This window comes from Paracoccus sp. DMF (genome assembly GCF_004407025.1).
Taxonomy (GTDB): domain Bacteria; phylum Pseudomonadota; class Alphaproteobacteria; order Rhodobacterales; family Rhodobacteraceae; genus Paracoccus; species Paracoccus aminovorans_B.
On sequence record NZ_SOKV02000093.1, the window covers coordinates 1 to 3,762 of the forward strand.

At 68.4% G+C, this 3,762-nt stretch carries 2 protein-coding genes; both read left to right on the plus strand.

The genetic code is table 11. The features are described from left to right. Window positions 1–3,229: glycoside hydrolase/phage tail family protein (locus E3D03_RS20105; RefSeq protein ID WP_263568427.1), on the plus strand; the 3,229-nt coding region annotated here is incomplete at its 5' end. Window positions 3,230–3,240: 11 nt separating this feature from the next. Further along, the coding region (locus E3D03_RS20110) for a DUF2793 domain-containing protein (RefSeq protein ID WP_263568428.1) at window positions 3,241–3,762 on the plus strand (522 nt) is incomplete at its 3' end.

Here is a 3,762-nt window from a genome sequence, read left to right on the forward strand (position 1 = left end):
CACCACCTCGGCCGAGAACCTGAACGCGCTGCCGGACGAGGCCGATATCGTCGTGGCCCTCGATCGGCTGCAGGCCATGGCCCCGGCGGTCGAGAGCGTCAGCCTCGTCGTTGCCTGGTTCGGCAATGACCTGCGTGCGGGGAACTCCTCGATCAAGCCCGGCGTCGAGGTGGCGACGAAGGTCACGAGCCCGAAGGTCTGGGCGGTCAACGGGGTTTCGCGCGCTGCAGCCCACCTCGTCAGCCGCGATGCCGAGGACCGGCCGGTCTATGGCGGCACGCCTGCGGATTTCGCAGTGGTGCAGGCCATCCGCGAGATGAAGGCGCGCGGCCTGCGCGTCACATTCTATCCCTTCCTGCTGATGGACGTGCCGCCCGGCAACACGCTGCCGAACCCCTACAGTGCGAATGCCGCCGCGCCCAGCCAGCCCAGCTTCCCGTGGCGCGGGCGGATCACCTGTTCCCCGGCGGCAGGCTTTGCGGGGACGGTAGACAAGACCGCCGCTGCCGCGACGCAGGTCTCCAGCTTCTTCGGTGCCGCCACCCCGGCACAGTTTGCGATCTCGGGCGACACCGTCAGCTGGACCGGTCCCTCCAGCGACTGGGGCCTGCGCCGGATGATCCTGCACTACGCCCATCTCTGCGCGGTCGCGGGCGGGGTCGATGCCTTCCTGATCGGCACCGAGATGCGCGGGCTGACCACCATCCGCTCCAGCGCCAGCGCCTATCCGGCCGTGACCGCCTTCAAGGCGCTGGCCGCGGATGTGAAGGCGATCCTCGGACCAGGCACCAAGGTCGGCTATGCCTCCGACTGGTCGGAATACTTCGGCCACCAGCCGGGCGATGGGACAGGGGACGTTTATTTTCATCTCGACCCGCTGTGGTCGGACGCCAACATCGATTTCATCGGCATCGACAACTACATGCCGCTCTCGGACTGGCGCGACGGCTTCGACCATGCCGATGCGCTCGAGGGCTGGCCCGCCATCCATGACCGGGGCTACTTGCAGGCCAATATCGCGGGTCGCGAGGGCTTCGACTGGTTCTATGCCAGCGCCGTCGACCGGTCGGCGCAACTGCGGAATCCCATCACCGATGGCAGCGCGGGCAAGCCTTGGGTCTTCCGATACAAGGATCTGCGGGCCTGGTGGTCGAACCCGCACTTCAACCGGCCAGGCGGGGTCGAGAGCGGCACGCCCACGGCATGGGTGCCGCAGTCCAAGCCGGTCTGGTTCACCGAACTGGGATGCCCCGCCATCGACCGAGGCACCAACCAGCCGAATGTCTTCTTCGACCCGAAGTCGTCCGAGAGCTTCACCCCGTACTTCTCCCGCGGCTGGCGCGATGACGCGATCCAGCGTGCCTATTTGGAGGCCAGCTATCTCTGGTGGGGCCAAGGGGCGAACAACCCGATCTCGACTGTTTACGGCGGCCGGATGGTGCATGTCCCCGAATGTGCCGCCTGGACCTGGGATGCGCGGCCCTATCCGTTCTTCCCCGAGCTGACCGGGGTCTGGACGGATGGGCCGAACTGGCGGCTCGGCCACTGGCTGACAGGACGGCTGGGTGCGGTGTCATTGGCCGCGCTCGTGCGCCATCTCTGCCTGCGCGCCGGGCTGGCCGAAAGCCTGATCGACGTTTCCGGCCTTTGGGGCGCGGTCGAGGGCTATGTCATCGGCGCGCTGGAAAGCCCCCGCGCGTCGATTTCCACGCTGGCCCGGCATTTCGGATTCGATGCCATCGAGACCGAAGGCGTGATCCGCTTCGTGATGCGCGGGCGAGCATCCAGCCTGACCCTCACAGTGGATGACCTGGTCGCCAGCCGGGAGGGCGAAGCCTTCGAGCTGACCCGGGCGCAGGAGACCGAACTGCCCCAGGCGCTGAAGTGGCAGGTGGCGCGCGCGGATGAGGACTATGACGCGGCCCTTGTCGAGGCGCGGCGCATCACCGTCGACACCACCCGCATCGCGTCCGAGTCCTTCCCGATGGCCATCCCGCCCGAGGAGGCGGAACGCCGCTGCCGCCGTGCACTTATGGAAGCGTGGATCGGACGCGAGAGCGCGACCTTCCGTTTGCCGCCCTCGCGGCTCGCCCTCGACCCTGCGGACGTGATCCGGCTCGCGCATGACGGCCGCGAGGTGGAATTCCGCCTCGTCTCGGTCGCCGACTCTGAGGCGCGCGGGATCGAGGCAGTCCGCCAGGACCGCGCCGCCTATGACCTGCCGCCCGGGAATCCGCGACCGGCCTCGCTTTCGAGCCCCGTCGTCTTCGGCACGCCCGAGGTGGTGATGCTGGACCTGCCGCAGATCAGCGAAGACCAGCCCGCGCATCGCCCCCTGATCGCATCCCATGCCAGCCCCTGGCCGGGTGAGATCGCGGTCTTCCGCAGCGCATCGACCGACGGATTCAACCTCCTGACGACCTTCGGCAGTCGGGCCCGGACCGGCACGCTGGCCTTCGACCTCTTTCCCGGCCCCACGTCACGCTTCGATCTGGGCAACGCGCTGGTCGTCGATCTCCTGACGGGGACGTTGGAAAGCGCGACGGACGTCGCCCTATTCGGCGGGGCGAATGCGCTGGCGGTCGAGACAGCGGCGGGCCTTTGGGAAATCGTCCAGGCGGGCGCGGCTGAACTCATCGCCCCGGGCCGCTACCGCCTGACCCGCCTCCTGCGGGGCCAGCGCGGAACGGAATACGCGATGGGCAACCCTGCCCCGGCCGGGACACGGGTGGTCGTGCTAGATGCGACGCTGGCCTCTTTGCCCATCGCCGAAGCCGACCTTGGCCTGCCTTGGAACTGGCGGGTCGGCCCGGCCGCGCGCGCGATCAGTGATGCGAGCTATGCCGCGCTGGGCTTCACCCCCGCTGGCCGGGGGCTTGTTCCCTTCGCGCCGGTCCATATCGAACAGCCGTGGCGAACAACGCACAGCCCCGGCGATCTGACCATCCGTTGGACGCGCCGGTCCCGCGCGCTGGTCGCCGATGCCTGGGAACAGGTCGAGGTGCCGCTCGCCGAGGACATGGAAAGTTATGACGTGCAGATCATCGACGGCGCTGCGATCAAGCGCACCCTGACCAGCAGCACGACCTCTGTCCTCTACACCGCCGCCCAGCAGACCGCCGATTGGGGTGCGCCGCTCGGCCCCGGCCAGACACTGGCGATCCGCATTTACCAGCTCTCGAACCGCCTCGGTCGCGGCACACCCGCGACCGTGACCCTCCATTTCTGACAGGATTTCCCATGTCCGACACGACGACCCATCTGGGCCTGCCATACCTCCTGGCGGCACAGGCGCAGAAGCATGTCACGCATAACGAGGCGCTTCGCCTGCTCGACGCCATGGTGCAGCTCTCGGTCCTCGACCGCACGCGCACTGCGCCGCCCGCGAGCCCGGCCGATGGCGACCGACACCTTGTCGCCTCCGGCGCCACTGGCCTCTGGGCTGGGTGGGACCTGAACATCGCCTTCTGGGTCGACGGCGCGTGGATCCGGCTCTTGCCGCGTCCCGGCTGGCTGGTCTGGGCCGTCGCCGAGGGGCTGTTCCTCGTCTGGACCGGCAGCGCCTGGGAGGTCGTGGGCGAGCCGCGCGACGTGTCGGACGCCGTGTTCAGCCTCGTGAACGATGCGGACCCGACGAAGAAGGCGACCTTCGCGCTGGCGGGGATCAGCACGGGCACCACGCGCAGCTTCACACTGCCGAACACCTCGTCGGAACTGGCGATCCTTGCAGGCACCCAGACCTTCACCGGCAACAAGACCTTC